Annotated in this window: 8 protein-coding genes; 5 read left to right on the top strand and 3 right to left on the bottom strand. The window is 74.5% G+C overall.

All coding sequences use genetic code 11. The features are described 5' to 3' along the window. Positions 1-14 precede the first annotated feature (14 nt). Together ABZT47_RS05500 and ABZT47_RS05495 are read right to left on the bottom strand one after the other, a co-directional pair. A complete protein-coding gene (locus ABZT47_RS05500; protein ID WP_354836479.1) occupies positions 15-6,263 on the bottom strand; it encodes an RHS repeat-associated core domain-containing protein in 6,249 nt (2,082 codons plus the stop codon). A 237-nt stretch (positions 6,264-6,500) separates the two neighbouring features. Then, positions 6,501-10,211, bottom strand: a complete 3,711-nt coding sequence (locus ABZT47_RS05495; protein ID WP_354836477.1) for a LamG-like jellyroll fold domain-containing protein — start codon at positions 10,209-10,211, stop codon at positions 6,501-6,503. Positions 10,212-10,529: 318 nt separating this feature from the next. Here ABZT47_RS05495 and ABZT47_RS05490 point away from each other — a divergent pair, with 318 nt between their 5' ends. The 4 genes from ABZT47_RS05490 to ABZT47_RS05475 are packed head-to-tail and all read left to right on the top strand — an operon-like array spanning position 10,530 to position 20,870. Beyond that, positions 10,530-12,023, top strand: a complete 1,494-nt coding sequence (locus tag ABZT47_RS05490; protein ID WP_354836475.1) for an MFS transporter — start codon at positions 10,530-10,532, stop codon at positions 12,021-12,023. Beyond that, on the top strand, positions 12,013-13,095 hold the full coding sequence (locus tag ABZT47_RS05485) for a TauD/TfdA family dioxygenase (protein WP_354836473.1): 1,083 nt from the start codon (positions 12,013-12,015) through the stop codon (positions 13,093-13,095). Before ABZT47_RS05490 ends, ABZT47_RS05485 begins: the two co-directional genes overlap by 11 nt. Positions 13,096-13,150: 55 nt before the next feature. Further along, positions 13,151-17,473, top strand: a complete 4,323-nt coding sequence (locus ABZT47_RS05480; protein WP_354836471.1) for an amino acid adenylation domain-containing protein — start codon at positions 13,151-13,153, stop codon at positions 17,471-17,473. Between the two features lies 1 nt (position 17,474). After that, positions 17,475-20,870, top strand: coding sequence for an amino acid adenylation domain-containing protein (locus ABZT47_RS05475; RefSeq protein WP_354836469.1), 3,396 nt, complete (start codon positions 17,475-17,477; stop codon positions 20,868-20,870). Between the two features lie 113 nt (positions 20,871-20,983). On the opposite strand, the gene ABZT47_RS05470 is transcribed toward ABZT47_RS05475, so the two are convergent. Then, positions 20,984-22,930, bottom strand: a complete 1,947-nt coding sequence (locus tag ABZT47_RS05470) for a hypothetical protein (RefSeq protein WP_354836467.1) — start codon at positions 22,928-22,930, stop codon at positions 20,984-20,986. Positions 22,931-23,194: 264 nt separating this feature from the next. On the opposite strand from ABZT47_RS05470, the gene ABZT47_RS05465 reads away from it, so the two are divergent. Next, a complete protein-coding gene (locus tag ABZT47_RS05465) occupies positions 23,195-26,398 on the top strand; it encodes a BTAD domain-containing putative transcriptional regulator (protein WP_354836465.1) in 3,204 nt (1,067 codons plus the stop codon). The last annotated feature ends 9 nt before the right edge of the window (positions 26,399-26,407 follow it).

The following is a 26,407-nucleotide window of genomic DNA, read 5'->3' as shown; positions in this document are numbered from 1 at the left end:
TTCCATCTTCCTCTCTACGTCCCCGGCATCCGGTATTCGAGGGGCCGCCAGGTCCAGTAGCTTCCCCACCACAGGTTGGCCTCCATCTCGTACTTGTTCATGGACGCCGGGTCGCCGACCTTGTGCTGGGAGTAGGCCGCGGCGGCGGCGTACCGGGCGACGAAGTCGACGGCGGTGGCGGAGGCCGCCCACTGCCGGGAGTGCACCGCCTCGTGCTTCTCCAGGTTCGGCCCGTAGGCGTCGGCCTGCGCGCGCCCGGAGACCTTGCTGGTCTTGGCGATGTCCTCGCGGCGCTGCTTCTCCTCCTGCATCTGCTGCTGGTAGGCCTGCTTGGAGTACGGGTAGAACAGCACGTCGCCGATGGTCATCGGCTGGTCGCCGCCGGGGGAGCTGCTGTAGCAGACGTACTGCAGCGAATGGCGTTCGCAGATGCCGTCGTGCATCTTCCCCTTGTGGTAGAGCCAGGCCATCTCGTTCGCGCCGTTGGTGTTGTTGCCCCAGTGGAAGGGGTGGAGCAGCAGTGCCGTGCTGAGGTCGACCCCGTTGCCCTTGCAGAAGCACCCGCCGGGCGGGGCCTTGGGCGCCGGGCCCGGGCTCGGGGAGGGCGTCGGCTGCTTCTTCTTCTTTTTCTTCCGCGCCGGGTCGGCGGTGCCGGTCTTGGGGTCGTAGCCGACGGCGTCCTGCGTCGCCTGGTCGCAGTACTTCAGGTCGTACTGGCAGGAGTTGGGCCTGGACCCGATCTCCTCGCCCGTCGGGTCGCTGAAGGTGGCCGGGTTCTGGTTGCCGTAGGAGTAGCCGTTCAGCGACTGGCTCTGGTCGGTGGACAGCACCGGGTCCACGCTCAGGAACCTGCCGGTCAGCGGGTCGTACAGGCGGGCGCCGACGTAGGTGAGCCCGGTGTCCTCGTCGGCGGTCTTGCCGAGGAAGCCCTTGTCGTCGGGCCATGGCCGGCCGGACGGGGCGCCGCGCGGCGCGCCGAACGGGGTCGTGTACCGCTTGGCGATCGCCTGGCTGCTCGCGTCGACCGCGAGCGAGGAGGTGCCGTGCTGGTCTCCGGCGACGAACGTGACCGTGTTCGTCCCCGTTTCCGTGCTGCGCACCGCGATGACCTGGTCGCCGGCCGTGTAGGAACGGACGGCCCAGTTCTTGACGGCGGTGCCGGTCCTGCTTTGGTGGATCTCGGTGGCGCCGAGGTACAGGACGCTCTCGCCGTCGCCCTCCGCGCGGCGGAGCAGCACCTCGCCGTCGGCGTCGTACACGTAGGTGGCCTTCTGCGCGCCCTGCGTCACGGTGGAGACCCGGCCCTGCGCGTCCCAGGTCAGCGTCTGGCCGCCCCGCCCGGTCGTGTTGCCGGACTTGTCGTAGGAGTAGGTCGGCGTCACGCCCGTGCAGGACGCGGCGGAGGTGACCGCGGTGAGAGCGTGCCGCCTGGCGGTGTCGCCGTAGCAGTACGTCGAGGTGGCGGCCGCTCCGCCGGTGTAGCCGGTCTCCGTGCTGCGCATGCCCGCGCTGTTGTAGGTGTACCCGGTGCGGTACGGCGCGGCCCCGCCCAGCGTCCTGCTGGTGCAGTCGTCGGTGGCCGGCGTCCACGCCTCGGTCAGGCGGCGCTGCCCGTCGTAGGCGAAGCACTGGAAGTCGCTCGCGCCCGCGCCGTCCTGGGCCGGGGTGTCGGCGATCTCGGTGACATTTCCCGCGTCGTCGTAGTGGTAGGTCAGGTCCTGCGGCTTGACCGGCGTGGACTGGGTGGTGACGAAGGACCTCTTCAGCCGGTCGGTGCCCTCCTCGTAGGTGTTGCTGATGTAGGTCTTCTTGGCGGCGGCGTCCCCCGACAGGGCCAGGGTGAGCTGCTGGGGCCGGCCGAGCGGGTTGTAGTCGGCCGCCTGGAGGTAGTCCTGGGTGCCGGTGACCTTCACGACCTGGCCGGTCGCCGTGTAGGTCAGGCTGACGGTCTCCGCGGCCAGACCCCCGGCCGCCGGCTCGGTCGAGCTCTTCAGGGTGGCGTCCGGGTTGTAGGCGCCGCCGAAGATGTAGGAGGTCCTGGCCGCGCCGGAGACGACCATCGGGTCCTTCTGGTCGAGGTCGATCTCGGTGCTCGTCGCGCGGTACAGCGCGTCGTAGCTCAGGACCTTGCGGGTGTAGGCCCTGCCGGTGGCGACGGCGCCGCCCTCGTAGCTGGTCGCGGACGCGAGCCGCCCCTGGACCACGGTGTCGTAGGTCCAGGCGGCCAGCTTGCCGGCGTCGGTGCGCGACCCCGACCACAGCCCGGTCCTGCGGCCGAGCTCGTCGTAGCCGTACAGCAGCACCGAGCCGTTCGCGCCGGTGACGGTGTCCGGCTGGTCGAGCGCGGTGTAGCGCAGGGTGCCGGCGCCCTTGTCGGGGTCGGTGATGCCCGCCTGCCGCCCGAACAGGTCGTAGGTGTAGGACCACTGGGCGCCGTCGGGGCCGGTGACGGTCCGCTGCCGGCCGCCGGGGGTGTAGGCGAAGGAGGTGGAGGCGTACCCGCCCGCGGTCATGGAGCCGTACTGGGTGTCGGCCGGCGAGGGCGAGCCGTACTCGCGGCTCTCGACGGTGCGTCCCAGCGCGTCGGTGATGGTGCGGGTCGCCTTGCCGCCGGTCACGGCGCTGGTGGCGGTGGAGTCACCGGTGTAGGCGGTGGTGGTCGTCCACTTCGGCACGCCGTAGGTGAGGAAGGTGCTGCTGGTCGGGCGTCCGGCGCCGTCGAAGACGCGGTTGGTCTGCTTGGGCGCCTCGCCGTACTCCTCCCGGCTGTAGGTGGCGTTCGGCGTGTGCCCGGCGTCGAAGATGTCGGCGTAGGTCTCGTAGGCCAGGCCGCGCGAGTCGTAGCGGGTGTCGGTCAGCAGCCGGCCGCCGTTCGGCGTCGGCTGCTGGGTCTGCATGGGCCGCAGCAGCGAGTCGAAGATCTGGTACGTCCAGTTCGCCGTGGTGGACGACCGGACGGTGGAGGTGCCGATCGCGGGCGCCTTGCCCCGTTCGAACACATAGGAGTAGGCCATGCTGGGGGTCTCGCCGCCGCCCTTGCTGCGGTCGGGCAGCCACACCCCGGTCAGCCTGCCGAGGCCGTCGTAGGTCTGCTCGGTCTTGGCGTCGTTGGGGTCGTAGGTGCGCAGCGGCTGCCCGCGCGTCCCGTCGAGGAAGACGGTGGTCTTCTGCTGCTTGGCGTTGGTGACCACCGTCTTGGTGGGCACGCCGGCGCCGGTGGGGGTGTAGGCGGTGGTGGTGGGGTTGCCGCCCGCGTCGGTGACGACCAGGGGCCTGCCCAGCGTGTCGAAGGTCGTCTTCGCCGTGCGCTGCCAGCCGGTCGGCGGCCGGTCGCCGCCGGTGACCGCCGCCGGGTAGCCGGTGGCGCGGCCGGTCCAGCTCTCCTCGCCCTTGGCCGGCTTCTGGCCGGCGGACCAGCCCGTCGCCGAGGCGTTGTCGTAGACGGTGGCGGTGTCGGACAGCACGTCGCCGGCGGTGGCGCCGTCGGCGGGCAGCGACAGGTCGGCCTCCTTCACCGAGCAGGGCCGCCCGACCTGGCGGGTGCGGGAGACCAGCGTGTTGATGCCCTTGGCGTCGTCGCGCGCGTACCAGGTGCGGGTGCAGGTCTCGTCGCCGCTCTTGGCGGTGTCACCGGTGGCATCCTGCGTGACCGGCATGCCGTAGCCGTCGTAGGTGGTGGCGGTGGAGACGGTGCGCCAGGTCTTCGGGACCGTGAGGTAGGTGTGCTCGTACGACCTGCCGGTGCGCAGGTAGTACGCCTCGGTGTCGGCGTAGGACTTGTGCTGGGTCGCGGTCCGCGACGACCAGGGGTCGTTCACTGTCACCTCGATCGGGACGGCGCCGTCGTAGGTGACCTCCTCGCGGGTGTAGCCCGCGTACTGCTCGGCGTCGGTGAGGTCGGGCACGTCGAGCCCGGTCGCGTCCAGGCCGGGCACCGAGGCGGCGCGCCGCCGGTCGGGGTCGACGACCCGGGGGCTCGCCGACTTCAGCAGCCGGTCGCCGTTCATGCCCTGCAGGAAGACCGAGACGGTCGTGGTCTGGGTGCCGCCGGCGGAGCCGGTGGAGGCGGTGACCTTCTGGTAGCCGCGCCACAGCGACCAGGTGCGCTCGCCGGCGGGGATGAACGGGCTGTCGTTGTAGTGCCAGGCCGGCTTGTCGTAGGCGTAGGAGTACTCGGTGAGCGGGTTGTCCCCGGCCGGGTCGGCGATGTTCACCGCCAGCACGCGGTACTTGTGGAACCAGTCGACCGAGGCGTCGGAGGCCCCGTTGACGTGCCAGAACTGCGGGTAGCACGAGCCGTTGCCGGCGTCCTCGGCCGCCGGCATCGCCGAGCCGCGCACGCACTCGGGCTCGTTGTAGCTGACCGTCGTGAGCGCCCCGGTCTCCGAGGTGATCGTCTCCAGGCGCGGCCTGGTGAGCGGCAGGATGTCGCCGCCGCCGGGCTGGGTGCCGCCGGCGACCCGGTTGGGGCGCATCGCGTAGGTGAAGGAGACCGGGTCGAGCGTCACGGGCCCGTCCGTGGGCGACCCGGTGCGCACGATCGACGTCAGCGACAGCGTCTGGTCGGCGGAGGTGCCGATGTCGCCGCCGTCCAGGTACTTCTGGGTGAACGCCCAGGAGTCGACCGGCTTGTACGCCGTGCCGGACAGGACGGAGGTCTCGACCTTCACCAGCCGCTTGCGGGAGAAGAAGTCGGGGCTCTCGGTGTGGCAGTCGTCCTTGCTCGCGTCCTTGGCGCAGATCGCGTCGAAGGGGACGTCGGGCCAGCGCTCGGCGGTGTCCTTGGTCAGGCTGGAGCAGTCGCCGTCCGTGCAGCGCTCGCTGTAGGAGAAGGACACCTTGTCGGGGGCGGTCGCGCTGAACAGCGTGTCGGACCGCTGCCCGTACAGGATGCGGTCCAGGTAGCCGCCGCGGGTGTAGAGGGTGGTGGCGGTGTCGGCCTTGTTCTTGCGGTAGTAGTTGGTCTCCTTGGTGTACCAGTACGACATGGCGTTGCCGTGGGTGTCCTCGACGTAGTCCAGGTTCCAGCGCCACGCCTGGGTGACCGCCCGGTCGGCGAAGGCGTCGCCCTTGGTGTAGCCGGGTTCGCCGGAGTCGTCGCCGTACACCGGGACCGTCCACACCGAGTTGGTGCGCTCGGCGCCCGCGCCGGTCAGCTTGTCCAGGCCGAAGTAGTACTTGGTGCCGTCGCCGGTGGTGACGATCCAGTACTCGCCGTCGTCGTCGCCGTTGGCGGCGCCGGTGGACCAGGTGACGGTGGAGGCGTCGTCGTTCTTCAGCCGCCAGGCGTGGCCGGTGTCGTCCTTGACCAGTTCGGTGGACCTGCCGTTCAGCACGAGCGAGGCGTTCTCGTACTTCCAGCACAGGTCGTACTGCTCGTCGTGACCGTCCTCGTCGCAGGGGCCGTACTGGCGGTCGATGTAGGAGGCGGCGGCCGTCTCGAATCCCTCGCCGACCGAGGTGCCCTGGTTGTTGCCGGCGGCCGTGCGCCCGTCGATGCCGCCGGAGTCGTAGGACAGGTCCAGCGCGGGGGAGGGCCCGGCGGGGGGCTCCACCGGCGCCATCGGGTAGGACCAGGTGAACGCGCCGGAGCCGCCGCCCGCCGCCCAGGTGGACGACGCGCCGAGCGGCGTGGCCGAGTAGTCGCCGCCGCCGTCGGGCGCCTCGCCGGTCGGGGCCAGGGCCTCCGCGGCGAACACGGCCGGAGCGGCCCCGAGGGTGACCGGCGCCGACAGGGTGAGCGTGGCGGAGGAGTTGACCGAGGCCAGCGGGGTGCGCGTGCGGCACTCCTCCAGCGCGGGCGTCGTCAGCGCACAGGCGGGAAGTCCCACCAGGCGCAGCCGGCCGCCCCATCCGCCGCCGTACGCCGAGGCGAAGGAGGCGTAGCCGACGCTCAGCCGGGCCTCGCCGGAGGCCGGCGCCGAGGCGGTCAGCAGCACGCCGTCCACCCCGGCCGCCTCGGCGGCGGCGCGGTCGAGCACCCGCACGCGCGCCGCCGTACCGGCCGCCGCGCCTGCCGCGGTGCCTGCCGCGGTGCCGGGGGACGTCGCCGCCGTCGCGTCGGCGCCCTTCCCGGGCGCCGGGGTCAGGGTGATGGGCAGGTCTCCCACGGTGACGCTCGCGGCGCCGAGCGGGACCTGCGCCGTGCCGGCCTTGGGCCAGGCGGCCCTGCGCTCCCCGGCCGCCCGGGCGGCCCAGGCGTCGTTGCGCGCCTGGGAGGCCGCGACCTGCTCGCGCGCCTTCCTGGCGCCGGTCGCGTTCATGGCTCTGACCTTGCTGGACCGCTGCTGCGGTACGGGGGGCGCGCCGGGTGGGCCCGCCGCGGCGGAGGCCGCGGGCGTCACCCCCAGCGCCAGTGTCACCATCACTGCCATCGCGGTCGCCAAGGCAGCGCGCATTACGGGCCGACGCATGACCCAACCTCCTCGAGAGGAACAGAGAACCGGGATCAACCGGGGGTGAGGACGTGCGGGGACCGGGGTGCCGGTCCCCGCACTCCGTCAGTCGCCGACGACGGCGTCGAGCTGGTCGGAGTCGGACAGGGCGCCCGCCCACAGGCGCAGGTCGGTGAGCTCGGCGGCCAGGAAGTGGCTCCAGGCGGTGGCGCTGAAGCCCTTGCCGACCGCGAACTCGCCGGACCCGGCGGCCGCGGTGTAGGCCAGGTCGAGGTCGTTCTGCTCGTGGCCGACGTAGAGCCGCACCACCGGGCCGCCCGGGGCCAGGGCGTCGTAGACGCCGGTCAGCCGCACGGGGCTGTCCGGGCTCGCCGTGTCCTCGGAGCTCACCCAGCTCTTGGCGCCGTCCTTGCCGACCCTGCCGAAGCGCCAGAAGCCGACCGGCACGGCCACCTCGTTGCCGTCGTCGTCCAGCCTGGTCTCTTTGCCGGTCAGCTCGAACCACAGGCCCCACGAGGAGCCGTCGGCGGTGCGCTGCCCGGCCACCTGGCCGAGCGAGCCGATCGGCATCGCGAGGGCCTTGTCCTGGTCGAGCTGGACCTTCGCGGTCACGGTGAACGAGCCGGTGTCATCGACGACCGGCCCTGGGGCGGTGGCCGCGTCGTCCACGCCGTCCAGCACCAGGCCCTCGCCGTCCAGCCTCGCGCCGCCGGCCAGGGTCAGCGAGCGGCCGTAGCCGGACAGCGTGTCGGGCAGCGCCGTCCCGGCGGCACCCGCCGGATCCCAGTCGGCCACCAGCTCCATGTCATCGCGCCCCGACGCCGGGGACTCCGACCGCGCCTGCGACGCGACCTCCTCGGGGGTCAGGACGCGCTGCCAGGCGGCGACCTCGTCGACGGAGCCGGCCAGGTAGTGCTGGAACAGGCCGGCCCAGGTGTAGCGGCCGATCTCGAACGGTCCGGTGGCCGACCAGGCGCCCGCGACGGTCGCGGTGCCCTGTGGCAGGCCGTTGACATAGAAGGCGAGCTTCTGCGTCGCCGGGTCGTAGGTGCCCGCCAGGTGGGTCCAGGCGTTCACCTGCGCGGTGTTGTTCTTCGCGCAGACCCCGAAATACGCCTTGCCCGTCGCCGCGTCGGCGTCCTTGACGCCGAAGCAGTAGGACACCCGGCCCACGTCGTACCAGAGGTTGAAGGGGCTGTAGCCTCCGGCGCCGTCCTGCGACAGGACGGTGCCCGGCGTGGTGGTCTGGTCCATCCGCACCCAGGCGGCGACCGAGTAGGCCGAACGCGTCTCCAGCACCGGCCCGGAGGTGGCGGCGTAGGCCGACGTGCCGTTCAGGCTCAGGCCCTTGTCGGTCTTCGGGGTGGTCAGCGCGGTGCCGTCCTCGTCGTACCACAGCTCGCCGCGGCGTCCCCGGCCGTCCCGCACCGCGCCGCCGCTGAGGGTGGCGTCGTGCCGGGCCGCGCCGGTGGAGGAGTCGGCGGCGACGCCCGCGTCCTCGCCGAAGTGCCACCTGCCGACCGGGCCCGCGCCCGCGGCGACCAGGAAGTCAAGGACGGTGGTGGCGCCGTAGCGGCCCACGTTGTCCTTGGCGCGGACGTACAGGCTGAAGGTGCCCGAGGCCCCCGGCGTGATCATCGGTTTGACCGTGGCGCCCTGGACGTCCGCCGACCAGGTGGGCGTGGTGGACAGGCGGTACTGGTAGGCCACGTTGTTGGCGTCGCCCGACGCCGGCGCGAAGGTGAACGTCGCGCCCAGCCCCGGGCCGCCGGCCGCCGTGCACGCGGTGGTGGTGCACGCGGTGTACGGGGCGCCGGGGGTGACCACCGGCGCCTTCGGCGCGGTCGGGTCGACCTTGAAGTAGCACCAGCCCGCGCTCAGGTAGCTGCTGGTCCCGGCCAGCCACTTGGTGTAGTTGCCGTAGTACGAGCGCGTCCAGGAGTCGTAGCGGTAGAGCACGCCTTCGGTCAGCGTCGGCGCGTCCGCGGTCACCTTCACGTTGTCGCCGACGTGTCCGCTCGCCGGCCGCTCGATGGTGGAGAACGCCTGCGTCCAGGTGCCGTCGGAGTTCTTCTTCTGGACGTAGAACGCCCCCCGCAGCATCGCGCCGGACTCGCCGCCCGCCAGGGTCTGCGGGACCGTCGCCATGGCCGGCGTGGGGTCGGAGACGACCGCGGGCGCCGACTCCTTGGTCTCGCAGACCGTTCCCGACCCGGTGACCAGGCCGACGCCGGTCGGCACCCCGGGCATCCCCACGTAGTCGACGACCAGCACGGCGTCGTTCCGGAAACGTTTCCAGGCGGAGGTGTCGCTCTCGTCGTGCGCCCGCAGTTCCAGGGTCAGCTTGGAGAACTTGCCGGCCGCGAAGTCCTTCACGGTGGGGGTGAGGTTCTCGTTGGTCTCCTCGGGGTTGTCGCGGAACTCGATCGGCGCGGCCGGCTCGTCGGGGTCGCACGCCGAGCCGCGGCCCGCCGAGACGTTGCGGTCGACCATCCAGTCGAGCTCCTTGGGCCGGCTCGCCCAGGTCGTGGCGGAGGAGATGTTGTTGGTGCGTACCAGGTCGACCCATCGGGGGGAGCACTGGAACGCCCACGGCTCGGTGACGCGGAAGGCCGCGCCCAGCACCTGCTTGCCCTTCAGGCTCGCGGGGGAGAACTGGAAGTACAGGCGCTGGGTGTAGCCGGGGCCGCAGTAGTAGCCGCTCCAGGTGCCGCAGTGGCCGACGCCCTTGCCCTCGTTGTCGTCGCCGTTGCTCCAGTTGTAGGACTCGTACCCGTCCGAGCGCAGCAGCGTCCGGTCGCTCTCGCCCCAGGTGACGCTCGGGTCGATGTAGACGGGGTAGGCGCCCTGGTCCTTCTGCCGGAGCAGGCCGGTGTCGGGCACGACCGCGAGCGTGCCGCCGCCGACCTCGATGGGCAGCTGAGCCTGGCGTGCGCCGGGGGCGGGGCCGTCGGCGCCGTCGGCGCCGTCCGGTTCCGCGGCGAGGGCCGTTCCGTCCTCCGGCGTGGCGGAGGCGGGCGCCCGCCCGCTCAGCGACGCGGCCGGCCCGCTCGTCGCGGCGGACCGGCCGGCGGCCGGGTCGCCGGTGGAGTCCCACATGGCGGCGGGCGGGGAGGAGAAGACCTCGGTGGCGTTGCCGTCGGTCGCGGACATGCCGCCGTCCTCGGTCTGCTCGACCTTCAGGCCGGAGGAGGTGACCGCGTACTCGACGCGCTCGAGCGCGGGGTTCGCGGCGGCCTGCGGGGTCTTGACGACCAGGACCTGGCTGAAGCCCTCGGTCGTCGCGGTCATCCTGAGGTCGACGTCCGGCAGCACGTCGCGGTAGGTGGCGTTCGGGCCGTCCAGCACCGGCGCCGGCAGGGGGGCCGGCCATCCGAGCTCGAGGGTGCGGCCGTCACGGGTGATGCTGACCAGCCGGGCGGCGCCGCCCCCGGAGAAACTCAGCCGGACGGCGGCGGCCACCGGGGCCACGGTGCCGTCGGCGCGGCGCTGGAGCGTGGCGTCCGGCGTCACCCACGCGCCCCCCGCCCCCTTGACCCGCACGGGCACCGTCGACTGTTCGAGCCGGAAGGACTCCCCGTCGGGGTTGGCGTACGTGGTGGAGAACTCGGTCCGGGCGCCGGTCACCTCGACCTGCTCCCCGGTCTCGGCGGCCCGCGCCGACGCCTGCCGCCACTCGGCGGGCCGGCCGGCGCGGGAGCCGTCCGGCCCGCCGTCCGCCACCGCGGCCCAAGGCGTTCCCGCCCCCACGAACGCACCCACCACGGCGACGACGGCGAGCGTGCGCCAACCTCGCGGCCCGGGACACCTGGACATCGGTCATCTCTCTTCGCGTAAGGAGCTCATCAAGATCGCGCCACATCCTGACCTTGGCTACTAGTTCATGTCAATGAACTATTTCAAACTGAAAATTTACAGTTCTGGAAATATCCGCAAAGGCCCTCAAACCCTGACGTACCGGGGCGATTAGCCGAGTCCTGGAACGCGGTGGAACGCGGTGGAACGCCTTCATGAGAGAGGCGGCCGAAGGGCGCCTCACGGGGGTGGACGGGGCCGCGCGCGTCACCACGCGAACGGCGTGCCCGGCGCTCCCGCACGCCACAGATCACCGGCATCGAGGGGAGAGGCGGAGCGATGGGCATCGCGGAACCGGACCAAGGCGTGATCGCCGGCGAGAGGGGACGGGGGGAGGGAGTCCACACCGCGGCCACGGTGGAGGCGTCGCTCCCCGTGCGGGGTGTCCTGCGGGAGGCGGGCTTCCGGCTGTTCTGGACCGGTCAGACGATCTCGCTGATCGGCAGCCAGGTCAGCCTCGTCGCGCTCCCGCTGCTGGCCGTCCTCACGCTGGACGCCGGACCGTTCGAGGTGGGCCTGCTCGCCGCGCTCGGCCGCGCGCCGTGGCTGCTGTTCGGGCTGCTCGCCGGGGCGCTGGCCGACCGGGCCCGGCGCCGTCCGCTGCTGGTCGGGGCCGACCTGGTACGGGCGGCGGTCCTGGCCTGGATCCCGGTGGCCGCCTGGCTCGGCGTGCTCACGGTCGGGCAGCTCTACGCCGTCACCTTCGTCGTCGGCACGATGACCGTGCTGTCCGAGGTCGCCGCCCAGTCGTTCCTGCCGAGCCTGGCCGCGCCCGCGCAACTGGCCGACGGCAACGGCAAGCTGGAGGTCAGCAGGGCGTCGGCGGAGGCCGTCGGCCCGGGCCTCGGCGGCGTGCTGGTGCAGGCGGTGACCGCGCCGTTCGCGATCGTCGCCGACGTGGTGTCCTTCCTGCTCTCGGCGACGCTGCTCGGCCGCCTCAAGGTGGACGAGCGCACGGGCCCGGGCGGCGCGCACGCCGCGTCAGGGACCGGCGCGGGGTCGGCGGCCACGACCGGCCCGGGGGCCGGGCCGGAGTCGGTCGCGGGGCCGATCGCGGAGCCGGTCGCAGGTCGGTCGGTCGCGGGGTCGGTCGCGGGGGAGATGCGGGAGGGGCTGCGGTTCGTCCTCGGCCACCCCCTTCTGCGGTGGAACGTGCTGGCGGCGGCGGTGGCCAACTTCTTCGGCAACATCCTGCTGGCCATCCTCGTGCTGTACGTCCTCACCGAGCTCCGGCTGGCCCCGGCCGTCGTCGGGCTCGTCCTCGGCCTCGGCAGCCTCGGCGCGGTGCTGGGCGCCGCGGTCGCGCAGCGGCTGATCCGGCGCGCCGGCTACGGGCCCACCCTCACCGCGGGCCTGGCGGTGACCGCCGCCGGCGGCCTGCTGCTGGCCCCGGTGGACGGGCCGTACGCGCTGCGCGTGGCCTGGGCGGTGGCGGCCCTGATGCTGCTCCTCGGCGGCGTTCCGCTCTTCGACGTCGCGGTGGTCACCCTGCGCCAGCTCATCACCCCGCCCCGCATCCTCGGGCGGGCCAACGCGACCATGCGTTTCCTGGTCTTCGGCACGATGCCGCTCGGCGCGCTCGCCGGCGGCCTGCTCGGCGACCATGCCGGGCTGCGCACGGCCGTCCTGGTGGCGGGAGCCGGCCTTGCCGTCCCCGTCGTCCTCGTCCTGGTCTCCCCGCTCGCGCGGCTGAGATCCCACCTGCCGCCGTCCATGGCGGCATCCGACCGACCCTCACCTATCACTATTCCCGGAGGCAACCATGACCACTGAGACGACCGGCCTGACCGCCCCGAGCGAGAGCGCGCCCACCCGGGCGCCGCGCCGCCGCGCGATCCGGCTCTCCGAACTGGACCTGGTCACCATCGACACCGAGGGGGGCCTGTCGGTGCTGGTCCGCCCCCGCGTCCCCGGCGTGGACCTGGCGCGCTGGCTCAAGGACAACCACGAACGGGTCGAACGGCTGCTCGGCGAGCGGGGCGCGATCCGCTTCCAGGGGTTCGACGTCACCACCGCCGCCGCGTTCGAGTCGGTCTCCAGCGCCCTGTCGCCCGAGCTGCTGAACTACGTGTACGGCTCGACCCCGCGCAGCCGCGAGAAGGGCGGCGTCTACACCTCCACGGAGTACCCGCCGGACCAGACCATCCCCCAGCACAACGAGATGGCCTACTCCACCCGGTGGCCGATGAAGCTCTGGTTCTACTGCCAGTACCCGGCGGCCGCCGGCGGTGAGACGCCGCTGGCCGACAGCCGCCGCGTCCTGCGCCGCATCGACCCGGCCCTGCGGGCGCGCTTCGCCGAGCGCGGGGTGCGGTACGTGCGCAACTACGGCGGCGGGCTGGACCTGTCGTGGCAACGTGCCTTCGAGACCGACGACCGAGGGGAGGCCGAGCGGACCTTCCGCGATCTCGGGATCTCCTACGAGTGGTTCGACGGGGGCCGGCTGCGCACCTGGCAGGTCTGCCAGGCCGTGGTGTCCCACCCGGTGACCGGCGAGGCCGCCTGGTTCAACCAGGCCCACCTGTTCCACCCCTCCAGCCTGCCCGCCGAGGTGCGCGAGTCGCTGCTCGCCTCCTCGGGCGAGGAGGACCTGCCCCGCAACGCGCTGTACGGCGACGGCACGCCGATCGAGGAGTCCGCGCTTGAGGAGGTCAGGGCGGCGTTCGCCGCCGAGACCGTGGCCGAGCCGTGGAGCGCCGGCGAGGTCCTGCTGATCGACAACGTGCTGATGTCCCACGGCCGCCGCCCCTACGAGGGGCCGCGCAAGGTGCTGGTCGCCATGACCGACCCCAACCCCGTGCCCGGGTCCCCCGCCGCCGGCGGCGAGCACGAGGAGAGCAAGTGACCGCGTCGTACCCCGCATTCGACCCCATCGGCCCGGCCGTGCAGGAGGAGACGAAGTGACCACGTCATTCGAGGCGTCCGAGGCGTTCGAGGCGCTGGAGGGCTTCCCGCTGTCGCCGCAGCAGCGCGACACCTGGGTACGGGCGGGCGGCGAGGGCGCGCCCGCGCCGTCGATCGTCTGCGCCGTGCGGATCGACGGCGACCTCGACCGCGGCGTCCTGCGCCGGGCGATCGCCGAGCTCGTACGCCGGCACGAGATCCTGCGGACCGGGTTCCACGCCGTTCCCGGGCTGACCCTGCCGGTACAGGTGATCAGTGCCACGGCCGGCGTCCCGCTGGAGGACCTCCCCCCGGCCGCCCCCCTTGCGGACGAGCACGACGACGCCATGGCGCTCCGGTCCGGGACCGCGCCGGGCGGAGACGATGACCCCTCGGCCCCGTGGGCGGGGACCGTGCCGGACGGGGACGACCCCGTGGCCCGCTGGGCGGGGCGGCCGCTCGACCTGACGGCCGGCGGTCTGCTGTCGGTGGCCGTGCGCCGGGAGAGCGCGCGGCGGCACACGTTGCTGCTGCGATTACCGCTCCTGTGCGCCGACGGCCCAGCCATGGAGCGTCTGGTCCACGAGCTCGCCGCTCTGTACCGCGGCGAGCCCCTCTCCGACGCCGCCGACCGCTGGCAGTACGCGGACCTGTCGGAGTGGCTGAACGACCTGCCTTCGCCTCCCGAGGCCGGCGCCGCTCCCGCGGCGGCGGGCCCGCCCCGGCTGCCTTTCCTGCGGACGGTGGCGGTCCCGGACCCCGTGGGCGCTCCCGGGACCGGCGAGGTGGCCGTGGAGATCGGCGCGGCGGCGTGGAGCCGGGCGCGCCTGGCCGCCGAGCGGCTGGAGGTCCCCGCGCGGGCGCTGCTCGCCGCCTCCTGGGCCGCGACCCTCTACCGCTACACGCGGCAGCAGTCGATGGTCCTGACCGTGGCCGCGGACGGCCGCGACACCACCGAGGCGCGCGACGTGGTCGGGCCGCTGACCCACGACGCGCCCCTGACCCTGGAGGTGCCGGAGACCCTCGCCTTCTCGGATCTGGCCCGCGAGACCGCCCGTCTGGACGCCGCGCCACGCCCGTCCGGCCTCTCGGGCGCCACGCCCTCAGGACAGGCCGCTCCGGCGGACGGCCCTGGCGGGACGCCGGCGCCGGTGGGCGGGCTCACGGAGACGGCCGGGCGCGCGGGCGGGCGGACCGATCCCGCGGGCCCGGCCGGTGAGACGGCGTCCCCGGCCCACCCCGTGGGGTTCGCCTACCAGGCCGTCACGACGCCGTCCGCGGGAGAGCCCGGTTTCACGATCGCGGCGATCGACCAGGGGCCCGGCCGTCACCCGCTGGAGCTCCGCTGTGTGGAGCCGACGGGGACCGTGCGCCTGACCCTGCACCACTGCCCTCGGCGGTACGACCGCGCGGACGTCGCCGGGCTCGGGGCGGCCCTCACCGCCCTCATCGCCCACGCGAGCGCGGAGCCCGGGACCCCCGTCGGCCTGCTGCGCCTGACCGGCGAGGCCACCGGCACCGGCACCGCCGTCGGTACCGTGGACGGCGGCGATACCGCGCTCGCGGAACGGCCGTCGCGGCGGCACGCCGGCGCGGACCCCGGCCCGGCGCGCGAGCCGTCGGCGGCGCGCGTCGCCGGTGATCCCGAGCTGGTGCACGAGCTGTTCGAGCGGCACGCCGCCACCAGGCCGGACGCCGTCGCCGTGGTCTGCGAGGAGGAGCGCCTCACCTACGCCGAACTGCGCGACCACGCCCGGCGGGTCGCCGCCCGGCTCGCGGACGCCGGTGTGCTGCCCGGCGACCTGGTGCCGCTGTTCGCCGACCGGGGCCTCGACGCCATCGCCGGCGTGCTCGGCATCCTGCTCGCGGGCGCCGCGTACGTGCCCGTCGAGCCGGTGACGCCGGCCAAGCGGCTGGCCTTCCTGCTCGACGACATCGGCGCGGGACCGGTGCTCACCCAGGCCCACCTGGCCTCCCGGCTCCCCGCGGGCGCCCGCGCCGTCCACCTGGACCTGCCGCACGCCCCGGGCGCGGCGGCTCCGGACCGTTCCCTGCCGCGGCCCGAGCGGCACGGCCCCGCGTACGTGATCTACACCTCGGGGACGACGGGGACGCCCAAGGGCGTGGTCATCGAGCACGACCAGCTCGCGCACTACGTGGCCGGGCTGACCGCCGCGCTCGGAGCGCCCGTGGCAGGCGGCTTCGCCATGGTCTCGTCGCTGGCCTCCGACCTGGGCAACACGGCGCTGTTCCACGCCCTCTGCAACGGCGGGACGCTCCACCTGATCACCAAGGACCGCGCCTCGGACCCCGACGGGCTCGCCGCCTACCTGCGGCGCGAGCCGGTCGACCGCATGAAGATCGTCCCGTCCCACCTGCGCGCCCTGCTGGACGCGGCGACCCGGCCGAGCGACCTGCTGCCCCGCGCGGCGCTGGTGCTCGGCGGCGAACCCTGCCAGCCGGACCTGGTCGACCGCGTGGAGTCGCTCGCGCCGTCCTGCGCGGTGGTCAACCACTACGGCCCGACCGAGACGACCGTCGGCGCGACCACGCACGCCGTCACCGCGGACGGCATGGACCCGCGGTGCCGGACCGTGCCCATCGGCCGTCCCCTCGGCCGGACCAGGGTGCTGGTGCTCGACCCGTCGCTCACCCCGGTCCCCGACTGGGTGCCGGGCGAGGCGTACATCGCGGGGCCGCAGGTGGCGCGCGGCTACCTCAACCGGCCCGGCCTCACCGCCGAACGCTTCCTGCCCGACCACTCCGGCGGAGACCCGGACGGGCGGATGTACCGCACGGGCGACCGGGTGCGGCGGCTGCCCGGCGGCGCGCACGAGTTCCTCGGCCGGGTCGACGACCAGGTCAAGGTGCGCGGGTTCCGCGTGGAGCCGGCCGAGGTCGAGGCCGTGGTCCGCACGCATCCGCGGGTCCGCGACGTCGCCGTGCTGGCCCGCGAGGACGCCGCGGGCGACCGGCAGCTCGCCGCCTACGTCGTCGTCCGCCGCGCCTGCGGCGCCGACGGCCCCGGCGAGGTACCGGGCCTTCGGGAGTTCCTGCTCGAACGCCTGCCCGACCACATGGTCCCCGCCACGGTGGAGACGATGGACGCGCTGCCGCTCACGCCGAACGGCAAGGTCGACCGGGCGGCCCTGCTCGCCAGGGCGCCCGTGGCCGGTGCGCGGGAACGGCAGGTCGTGGAGCCCCGGGACGAGGAGGAGGCGCGCCTGCTCGCCATCTGGCGGGACACGCTGCGCACCCGCCCGCTCGGCGTGACCGACGACTTCTTCGAGGCGGGCGGCAACTCGTTGCTGGCCGTGCGGCTCATCGCGCAGATCCGCCGGCGGACCGGGCACAACCTTCCGCTCGCGTCCCTGTTCACCGACGGCACGGTGGCGGCGATGGCCCGCCTCATCCGTACAGCCGGGCAGGACGCCGGGATCGCCGGGGACGGCGATGGCGGCGCCGGCCCGGTCACCCGGGACCCGATCGCCGTGCCGATCCAGGCGCTCGGCGCGCGCAGGCCGTTCTTCTGCGTCCACGCGGGCGGCGGCACCACGCTGGGCTACCTGGACCTGGCCCGCAACCTGGGCGCCGACCAGCCGTTCCACGGCATGCAGTCGCTCGGCCTGGACGGGGTCCAGGAGCCCCTGCCGGACCTGACGGAGATGGCCACCCGGTACGTCGAGTGCATGCGCCGGATCCAGCCGGAGGGGCCGTACCTGATCGGCGGGTGGTGCCTGGGCGGGATCATCGCCTTCGAGATGACCCGCGTGCTGCGCGCCCAGGGTCAGCGCACCGGCGTGCTGGTGCTCATCGACAGCGAGTCCCCGGCCACCGCCGCCGCGGGCCTGCGCGCGGAGGAGGCCGCGGGCGGCCCGGGCGCGGACCTGGACGACACGACGCTGCTCAAGCGGTTCGCCTGGCACTTCGGCATCGAGGACACCCGCGCCGACCTGGCCGAGCTGACCGAGGAGCAGCGGCTCGCGCACCTGCTCGACCTCGCCCGGCGCCACGACGTGCTGCCGGCCGACGCCGGGCCGGAGCAACTGGGCTGGCTGTTGCGGGTCTACAAGAACAACATCCTGGCGGTGCACGACTACCTGCGCGCCTTCACCCCCGGAGAGACCCTCGACCATCCCGTGGTGCTCTACCGGCCGGTGCGCGAGCTCGACGCCGGGCAGGACGCCGCGTTCGGCTGGACCGGGCTCGCCGGCGCGCGGCTCAGCGTCGAACTCGTCCCCGGCGACCACCACTCGGTCATGCGGCCCCCGGCCGTCGCCGTGCTCGCCGAGCGGCTGCGCACGCTGCTCGGCACCTGCCAGGAAGGATGGGGAAGCTGACATGAGACCGGATCCACGATGGAACGCGACGGCGCTGCCGTACCGCGTGGACACCATCCACGAACTGGTCCGGGAACAGGCGGCCCGGCGGCCCGGCGCCGTCGCGCTGGTCGACGGCGAGGTGCGGGTGACCTACGGCGCGCTGGACGCGGCGTCGGAGGAGTACGCCGTGCGCCTGGCCGAGGCGGGGGTGGGGCCGGGGATGACGGTCCCGGTCGTGCTCCCCCGGTCGGCGCGGCTGGTGGCGGTGCTGCTGGCCGTCCTCAAGCGCGGCGCCGCGTACGCCGCGCTGGATCCCCGCTGGCCGGCCGCCCGCCTCACCGCCCTGGCCCGGCAGTGCGGCTCCATCGTCGTCACCGACCGCCCGGACCCGGCGGGTCCGGCTGGCCCGGACGGTGACGAGGCCGGCGGCCCGCGGGCCGCCGGGTCCCGGTCCGACGGCTCCCGGGCCGACGGCTCCCGGGCCGAGGGCACCGGGGACGGCGGCGAAGGCTGGCCGGTGCCGGTGTGGTCGCCCCCGGCGGCCGACCTGGCGGAGGTGGCCGCCACGGCGCGGGCGCACGAGCCGGTCGCCGTGGCGGGGGACGCGCCCGCGTCCATCTTCTTCACCTCCGGCACGACCGGCGCCCCCAAAGGCGTCGTGTCACCGCACCGCGGCACCGTCCGCCTGTTCCAGGACTGCGCGTTCGCCGACTTCGGCGCGCACACGGTGATGCCCCAGGCGGCCCCGCTGCCGTGGGACGCCTTCAACCTGGAGCTGTGGAGCACGCTGATGAACGGCGGGACCTCGGTGCTCGTCCACGGCGAGCATCTGCTGCCCGGGCGGCTGCGCGAGATGGTCGCCCGGCACGGCGTCGACACCCTGTGGCTGACCGCCTCGCTGTTCAACCTGTACGTCGATGAGGACCCGGCGGCGTTCGAGGGAGTGCGGCAGGTGATGACCGGCGGGGAGCGTCTGTCGGTCTCGCACGTGCGGCGCTTCCTCACGCGCCATCCCGGGATCCGGCTGGTCAACGCGTACGGGCCGGTCGAGAGCACGATCTTCGCCACGACGCACCCGATCACCCTGGACGACCTCGGCGCGCACGCGCAGGTGCCGATCGGCCGTCCGGTGGCCAACACCGCGGTGCACGTCCTCTCCGGCGACGACCGTCCCTGCGCGGTGGGGGAGCGGGGGGAGATCTGCATCGCCGGCGACGGCCTGGCGGTGGAGTACCTCGGCGACCCCGGGCTGACCTCGCGCAGGTTCACCACCGTGGACCTCGACGGCGTCCCCACGCGGGTCTACCGCACCGGCGACCTCGGCCACTGGTCCGACACGGGCCTGCTGCACTTCGCCGGCCGTGCGGACCGCCAGGTGAAGATCCGCGGCAACCGGATCGAGCCGGGCGAGATCGAGCGCGCCGCCGGCGAGGTGGCCGGGGTGGGCTGGTGCGCCGCCGTGCCGGTCGAGGAGGACGGGACCTTCCGCCGCCTGGTCCTGTTCTACCGCTCCGCGGCCGGCGCGGGCGTCGACCCCGCGGGCCTGACGGCGCTGCTGCGCCGCCGGCTGCCCGGCTACCTGGTGCCGGACGAGGTGCGCGAGGTGCGGCACATCCCGCTCACCCCGACCGGCAAGCTGGACCAGCCGGCCCTGCTGGCCATGACCTCCGCCGTCCGCCGCCCGGGCCCGCCGGCCGGGGGCGGCGCGCCGGAGGCGGCGGCGGGCGTCGCCGGGCAGGGGTCCCTGCGTGCCGAGCTGGCCGCCGTGTACGCCGAGGTGCTCGGGGTCGCGCACGTGCCGGGGGACGTCCCGTTCTTCGCCCTGGGCGGCGACTCGCTGGACGCGATGCGGCTGTGCACGCGGGTGGAGGCCCGGTTCGGCACGGCCGTGCCGATATCGCAGCTGTTCCGCACCCCCGAGGTGGACGCGCTCGCCGGGTGGCTGGAGCGGCCCGTCGCCGCGGCGGCCGAGGACGTCCCGGAGGAGGCGGTGGACCCGGCGCGCGTGCCGCTGATGCCGATGCAGGTCGGCTTCCTGCTCAGGCACCTCATCGACCCCGGCGACGTGTCCGGCCTGTGCCGGATGGCGTGGTGGCTGGACGGGCCGGTGGACGAGCGGGCCCTCGCGGGCGCGGTGCGGGACGTGACCGCACGGCACGAGGCGCTGCGAGCGCGGTACGTCTTCGACGACGACGCGGTGGCGGTCGTGACCGGCGCGGCGTCCACGGAGTGGCGGGTGCTGCCCGACGAGCTGTACGAGGAGGCGGCCTGGCGGACGCTGGACGCGGCGCTCTCCCGCCCCTTGGACCTGGCGGAGGGCGAGGTGTGGCGCGCGGGGCTGGTGCGCGCCGCCGGCTCCGGGCGCACGCTGTTCGGGCTGGCGGTGCACCACGTCGCCTTCGACGAATGGTCGCAGGAGGTCCTGTGCGCCGACCTGTCGGCCGCCTACCGCTCCCGGCTCGGCGAGCACGGACGGCCCGGCGCGGACCCGTCTCAGGCAGGCCGCTCACGGGACGGGCACGCCGAGGTGGAACCGTCTCAGGGCGCCCGGCCCGGGGACGGGCGGTCCGGCGTGGACCGGCCTTCCGGGCGGGGCGCCGCTCCGACGCTGGCGGAGGTGGTCACCGAGTACCGGCGGCAGCTCCGGCAGGCGGACCTGGCGGTCCAGCGCGAGTACTGGCGCTCGGCCCTGCGCGGCCTGCCCCGGCCGGCGGTGCCGCGGGTCCCCGTGGCCTTCGACCTGCTCGCGGACGAGCGCCAGGCGACGGGCGGGCTGTCCTGGCGGGTCACCGCCGAGGAGCTGGCCGTGTGGGACCGCGCCGCCCGCGCCCACGGCGCCACCAGGTTCGCGGTGCTGCTCGCCGCGTACGCCGACGTCCTGTACCGGGTCACCGGCGAGGGCGATCTGACCGTCGGCACCCCGGTGGCGCGGCGCGGCGGGCCGGTGCTCAAGGACGCCCTGACCTGCCTGATCGACACGGTCTGCGTGCGGCTGCGCCCCGGTCTCGCGGGCGACGCGGGCACGCTGATCGGGCAGGCCAGGGACGCCGCCGGGGCCGCGCTGGCCGCGGCCGACGTGCCGTTCAGCGAGGTCGTGGAGCTGGTCAACCCGGTGCGGGAAGGCATGTCGAACCCGCTGTACCGGGTCATGTTCAGCCTGCACGACCGGCAGCCGAGGCTGCGGCTGGCCGGGTGCGCCGCCGAGTTCCGCCGTCCCGAGGCCGTGGACGCCACCTGCGACCTGGTCACCGGGGTGTGGCCGGACGACGGCGGCGGCTGCGAGGTGCGCCTGGCCCACCGGCCCGACCAGGTCCCGGCGGCCGCGGCCCGCGCCGTGGGCGAGGCGTTCACCGCCGCGCTCCGGCTGGGCCCGCGCTCCCTGCGCGCCGAGCCCTCGGCCCTCCTCACCCGCTGACCGTCGCCCCGCCCCCCGCCCGCCACGAGACGGCGGGCGGGAGGAGGGGGCAAGGCGCGGGAAAGGGCCGGTCCCTGGAGGGGACCGGCCCTTTGAGGTGCGCGGACGCGCGGCTATCCGGGGTTGTAGGAGCAGAGAAGGCCGGTGTGGACGGTGGCGCGGAGCTGGCCGCCGAGGACGGGGTCGGCCTCGGTGATGCGGTTGAGGGCGCGGCGGATGGCCTTGCCGACGGCGATCCGGGCGCGTTCCTCGCCGCCGGCGAACTCGCGGGCGCGGCCGGCCAGGCCGGCGGCGGCGGCGAGCTCGGCGACCAGCCAGTCGCGCTCGGCGCGCGAGGCGGCGGCGCGCTCGTGGTCGTTCATCGCCTCGTGCTCCTCGATCTCCGCCTCAAGGCGTGACAGGCGCTCCTTGTAGGTGCGCCTGGCCGCCTCGTCCAGCACCGGCTGGCCGGACGACCACGCCGTGCCGGCGTCCCGGGAACGGGGGCCCGCGGCCAGGTCGACGGCGGGGACCTCGTAGCCCGGGTTGGCGATCAGGACGGCCAGGTGACTCATGCCGACGCCGTGGTCCACGACCGCGGTCCGGCCGCCGAGCTCGACCAGCCACTGCTCACCGCGCCGCCGGCACACGGCGCCCGTCGCGCGCCGCCCGCCGGCGGAGGGACGGGCGGTCGTGCCGGGCCCGCCGCCGGGCACGCTCATGCCGAGCGCGGCCGCTTCCTGGGCGGCCAGGGCGAGCTGCCGGCGCGCGGCCTCGTCACGGGGCCCGTGGCGCAGCGCGAGCGCCTGCCCGAGCCGCGCCCGGGACAGCACGACCGCCGGCCGGTGCCCGATGGCCAGGTTGCCCTGGACGGCGGCCCGCAGGTGCTCCACGGCCCGGTCGAGGTCGCCGACGGTGAGCGAGGCGACTCCGAGGCAGTGGTGCACCGACCCGAGGCAGGCCGCTCCCAGGCTGACGACCACCGGCAGGTGGGCGAACGGCGCCAGCAGGGTGTACGCCTGGGCGGACAGCCGGGTGTCGGCGAGCAGGTGCGCCGCCTCGACGACCCCGTACATGGCCATCAGCCAGCTGCTGGAGCGCGGCAGGTCGGCCAGGTCCTGGCCGCACAGGCGGGCGAGCATGGCGGCCGCGAGGTGCCGGTCGCCCGCCGAGGCGGCCGCGACCGCGAGGCCCGCGAACGTGGAGTTGTCCATCGCGCTCAGCTCGGGGGAGCCGGCCAGGTCCGTCAGCACCCCGACCAGCTCGGCCGCCCGGCCCTGGTACCAGCGGATGGTGCCGAGCTGCGCCCGGTGCCAGCCCAGCGCGTCGATGTCACCGGCCTCGGCGCCCCGGGCCGCGCACGCGGCGGCGAGGGTCTCGGCCTCGGCGAACCGGCCGGCGCGGATGCTCAGCATCACCTCCATCGCCCTGACCACGAACGAGACGGCCAGGTGGTCGTGCTGTTCGAGCAGGGCGCGCAGCTCCCGCAGGCGCCGCTCGACATGCGGGTCGGCCTCGGCGAAGGCGTCGACCGTGCGCCACAGCAGTCCCATCAGCAGGTCCCCGTGCCGGCCGGTGACCGAGGCGACCTCGATCAGCTCCTGGGCCAGGCGCCGCCGCAGCGCCTCGTGGCCGGGGCCGAGGACGCAGTGGTGGGCCAGGCTCAGCGCCTCGGCGAGCGCCACCGGGTCGCCCGCCTGCCTGGCCTGCGCGACGACGGTGAGGATCGCGGCGTGCCCGCCGGTGCGGTAGTCGTCCTCGCCGGTCAGCCTGGCCCGCAGCCGCAGCGCGGGCGAGGAGGCCGGGTCGGCGAGCGCCAGCGCGTGCCGCTGGCGCACCCGGACGTTCGCCGCGTCGGCGGCCGTGCGGTGCTCGTGCACCCAGAGGCCGCCGAGCCCGAGCGCGGCGCGGGCCATCGCGTCCCCGTCGCCGCGGCATTGCGCGGCCCGGTAGGCCGCCTCGAACCATCGGCGGCCGGTGCGCAGGTCGCCGTCGGTGTGCAACGAGCTTTCCCCGGCTCGCAGCGACGACTCCGGTTCGCCCCCTGCGATCCGGGTCATCTGCATCTGTGCCCCGCTCACAGCCTTCCTCCGTAGTGTCGGTCATCCCCGTGTTCCCCCCGAGGGGCGCTTGGTGCGCCGGCTCCCGAGCCTGCTGGGCGGGCCTTGTAGGACGCTTGAAATTTTTAGTAAGTGATTAGTGCCGTTCGTCGGGATCGTGGTGCCATGGAGGCCGTGATGCCATGAACGGAGCCGTGCCGGATCGATGACCGTATATCCGCTTGTCCCGGCGGCGCGGACGGCCTATGCATGACGTGAACGGATAAGGCCGGTCAAGGGGGTTCGATGGAGTTCCGTGTCCTTGGACAGCTCGAGGTCTCCGAGGAGGGCCGGCCGGTGCCGCTCGGCCCCCGGAAACAGCGGGCCGTCCTCGCGGTGCTCCTCACCCGCGCGGGCCAGGTGATGTCCCTCGACCGCATCATCGAAGAGCTGTGGGAGTGCTCGCCGCCTCCGACCGCGACCGGCACCGTGCAGGCGTACGTGTCCAACCTGCGCACCATCGTCGAGCCGTCCAGGGTGCCCCGCGAGCCTCCCCGCGTCATCCTCACCCAGCCGCCCGGGTACATGCTGGCCGTCGCCCGCGAACAGCTCGACGCGCTGGTCTTCGAGGACGCCGTCAGGCAGGGCAGGAAGCTGCTGGGCAGGAGCTGGCCATGGGACGCCCGCACCGTCCTGGAAGGGGCGCTCGCCCTGTGGCGGGGCACGCCGTACGAGAACCTCGCCGAGTACGCCTTCGCCCGCCAGGAGGGCGAGCGGCTGGGCGACCTGCGCCTGATCGCGATGGAGACGCACGCCGAGAGCCTGCTGGCCCTCGGGCTGCACCACGAGGTGCTGGAGGCCCTGGAGAGGCTGACCGCCGACCACCCGCTGCGCGAGAGCCTCGTGGCGCTGCGCATGCTGGCCCTCTACCGGGCCGGGCGCCAGTCGGAGGCCCTGGACGCCTTCCACCAGGTGCGGCTGGCGCTGGCGGACCAGTTCGGCATCGATCCCGGCCCGGCGCTGCGCCGCCGGTTCGACGAGATCCTCAGCCAGTCCGCCTCCCTGGACCCCGAGGTCCCCGTCCTCGCCCCGGTGACCCTGCCGGAACGCGTCGCCGCCCCGCCCGCGGAACAGCTCATCGGCCGCGGCCTGGAGCTCAGCCTCGCCGAGTCCGACCTCAAGGGCGCGCTCGACGGGGAAGGGCGCACGCTGCTGCTGGTCGGCGAGCCGGGCATCGGCAAGACCCGGCTGGCCGAGGCGGTCGCCGAACGGGCGGACACCCACGGATCCCTCGTCGTGTGGAGCCGCGCCGTCGAGGACGCGGCGACGCCCCCGTACTGGCTGGGGGTGCAACTGCTCCGGCGGCTGGCGGAGGAGCTGCCCGAGGCGTTCGCCGAGGCGGCCCGCCCGCACACCACGCTGCTCGCCCCGCTGATCCCGGCGCTGCTGGAGGCGCCCGTCCCCGCCGACCCGCACCTGCGGGGCCTTTCCGCCGAGCACATCCGCGTCCCCATCTACGACGCCATCGCCCGCGTCGTGGTCCGGCTGGCCGCCCTGCGGCCGCTCACGCTGGTGTTCGAGGATCTTCACTGGGCCGACCCGCCCTCCATCCAGCTCACCGCCTACCTCGCCGCCGAGCTGTGGCGCTCGCCGGTGCTGCTGGTGGCCACGCTGCGCGACGACCGGCACGACCCGCCGGTCGCCGACCTGCTGGCTTCCCTGGTCAGGGAGCGGCGCACGCGCAGGTTGCAGCTCGGCCCGCTGGACGTGGACGACGTCGCCATGCTGGTGAAGAACTGCACCGAGGGCGCCGTCCCCTCCGAGCTGCCGGCCGTCCTGCACGAGCGCACCGGCGGCAACCCGTTCTTCGTCACCGAGCTCACCCGCATGCTGCGCAGCGAACGCGCCCTCAGCGACCAGGACATCCGCACCCGGCTGGAGCGCGAGATCCCGGCGGGGGTGCGGGACGTCATCCGCCGCCGCCGGCACCGGCTGCCCGACTCCGCGCGGGAGACGCTGTCGATCGCCGCCGTCGCCGGGCAGGAGTTCGGCATGGCGCCGCTCGCCACCGTCACCGGGCTGGACGAGGAGCGCCTGCTGGAGAGCCTGGAGAGCGCCGTCGTCACCGGCCTGCTCGTGGAGGACCCCTCCGCCGTCGGCCGCTACCGCTTCGCCCACCCTCTGGTCAGGGAGGCCGTGTACGCCGAGCTCGGCCAGGTGAGGCGGGCGCGGCTGCACGAGAAGATCGGGCTCGCGCTGCTGCGGTCCGGCGCGGACGTCGACGAGATCGCCCACCACCTGTGGGAGGCGTGGCCGGTGACCGGCCCCGCGGTCGCGCTTCCGCACGTCTTCGCCGCGGCGCGGCGCGCGCAGGGCTCCCTCGCCCACGAGCACGCCGAGACGCTGCTGCAACGCGCCCTGCTGCTCGCCCGGGCGCTGCCCGGCGAGCAGGAGCGCGTCGACCAGGAACTGCGCATCCAGGTGCGCCTCGGCGCGCTGCTCGCCCGCCGGCACGGGTACGCCAGCGAGCCGGCCCGCGCGGCGTTCCTGCGCGCCCGCGACCTGACCGCGCGCAGCGCGCTGCCGAGCGCGCAGTGGGTGCCGGCCGCCTGGGGACTGTGCGTGGCGGCGATCAACGGCGGCCGGCTTGACGAGGCCGAACGCGTCGCCCTCAGCCTCGCCGAGCACACCGAGGACGCGCTGGCCGCGCTCGCCGCCGTGCACGGCCGGGGCATGATCACCTTCTTCCGCGGGGACCAGCACCTGGCGAGCAAGCTGCTGGCCTCCAGCGTCGGCCTGGCCGACCGCGCGGGGGAGGTGGCGGCCGTCCTGCGGTTCAACGACCCGCGCGTTCACGGCCGATCCATCGCCGCGCTGTCGGCCGCGCTGCGCGGGGACGACGCCGAGGCCGATCTCCTGGACCAGGAGGCGCGCGAGCGGGCCGCCGCCCTGGACAGCCCGGTGCCCGAGGGCCTCACTTCGATCTTCGCCGCGCGGCTCGCCTGGCTGCGCGGGGACGCCCACCTGACCTGGCGGCACGCCACCGCCGCCCTCGACCGGGTCAGCCGCTACTCCATCACCCCGATCAGCGTGATGGGGACCATCCTGGCCGGCTGGGCGGAGGCCGAGCTCGCCGAACCCGCGGACGCCGAGGAGGGCATCACGCGCCTGAAGTACGGCCTGGACGAGCTGTCGCGCACCGGCACCGCGCTCAACCGGCCCTGCTTCCTCGGCATGCTGGCCGAGCAGGAGCTGCGGCGCGGGCGTGCCGCCGACGCGCTGGCGCGGCTCGACGAGGCCGAGGAGATCGCCGCCGAGACCGGGGAGCGCGCCTTCCAGGCAAGGAACCTGCACCTGCGGGCACTGGCGCTCCACGCCTGCGGCCGCCCCGTGGAGGAGGCGTCGCGGCCGCTGCGCCAGGCGATGGTCGTGGCCGGCGCCCAGGGCGCGGTGCTGTTCCTGCGTCAGGCCGAGACGGCCCTCGCCCACCTCACTCCCGAGCCCGGCTGAGGGGTGATC

The organism is Sphaerisporangium sp. NPDC005289, from assembly GCF_040607455.1.
Lineage (GTDB): Bacteria > Actinomycetota > Actinomycetes > Streptosporangiales > Streptosporangiaceae > Sphaerisporangium > Sphaerisporangium rhizosphaerae.
The sequence above is the reverse complement of the archived record's forward strand: the minus strand, read 5'-3'. Positions and strand labels throughout refer to the sequence as shown.

Bases quoted from the DNA above. Each gene is read 5' to 3' on its own strand.
- ABZT47_RS05475 (WP_354836469.1), top strand. From the start codon at position 17,475: ATGAGACCGGATCCACGATGGAACGCGACGGCGCTGCCGTACCGCGTG.
- ABZT47_RS05490 (WP_354836475.1), top strand. From the start codon at position 10,530: ATGGGCATCGCGGAACCGGACCAAGGCGTGATCGCCGGCGAGAGGGGA.
- ABZT47_RS05485 (WP_354836473.1), top strand. From the start codon at position 12,013: ATGACCACTGAGACGACCGGCCTGACCGCCCCGAGCGAGAGCGCGCCC.
- ABZT47_RS05495 (WP_354836477.1), bottom strand. From the start codon at position 10,211: ATGTCCAGGTGTCCCGGGCCGCGAGGTTGGCGCACGCTCGCCGTCGTC.
- ABZT47_RS05500 (WP_354836479.1), bottom strand. From the start codon at position 6,263: ATGAACGCGACCGGCGCCAGGAAGGCGCGCGAGCAGGTCGCGGCCTCC.
- ABZT47_RS05465 (WP_354836465.1), top strand. From the start codon at position 23,195: ATGGAGTTCCGTGTCCTTGGACAGCTCGAGGTCTCCGAGGAGGGCCGG.